General features: G+C 57.1%; 1 protein-coding gene. It reads left to right on the top strand.

Annotated features, from left to right (window positions below; translation table 11 throughout):
- Positions 1–109 (top strand): IS3 family transposase (locus tag AB4Z20_RS28005; protein WP_442090910.1); only part of this gene is annotated, 109 nt, incomplete at its 5' end.
- Positions 110–690: the final 581 nt, after the last annotated feature.

Below are 690 nucleotides of genomic sequence, written 5' to 3'. Positions count from 1 at the left end.
AGCAATCAAGGACGTCACGGATTACATTGTGCGGTTCTACAATGAACGACGAATGCATTCATCGTTAGACTATTTGCCGCCCAATCAGTACGAGCGGCAAACAGCCTGAAAACACCGATTGAGGTGTCCGGAAAAAGTTGACCACCTCACACCGCTATCGCGAGCAAGCTCGCTCCCACAGTGGATCTTTGGTGTTTGCAATATCTGGGTACACCATCAAGCCCAGTGGGAGCTGAGCTTGCTCGCGATGACGGCGGCACAGCCAACATCACCGGCACTGACCCACCGCTATCGCGAGCAGGCTCGCTCCCACAATGGATCTTTGGTGTTTGCAATATCTGGGTACACCATCAAGCCCTGTGGGAGCAAAGCTTGCTCGCGATGACGGCGGCACAGCCAACATCATCGGCGCTGACCCACCGCTATCGCGAGCAGGCTCGCTCCCACAGTGGATCTTTGGTGTTTGCAATATCTGGGTACACCACCCAACCCTGTGGGAGCTGAGCTTGCTCGCGATGACGGCGGCACAGCCAACATCACTGGCACTGACCCACCGCTATCGCGAGCAAGCTCGCTCCCACAGTGGATCGTTGGTGTTTGTAATATCTGGGTACACCACCCAACCCTGTGGGAGCCGAGCTTGCTCGCGATGACGGCGGCACAGCCAACATCACCGGCGCTGACCCACCG

It is taken from the genome of Pseudomonas sp. KB_12, assembly GCF_052114545.1.
In the GTDB taxonomy this organism is placed as follows: domain Bacteria; phylum Pseudomonadota; class Gammaproteobacteria; order Pseudomonadales; family Pseudomonadaceae; genus Aquipseudomonas; species Aquipseudomonas brassicacearum.
Note: the sequence above shows the minus strand (reverse complement) of the source record. Positions and strands in the feature narration are given on the sequence as shown.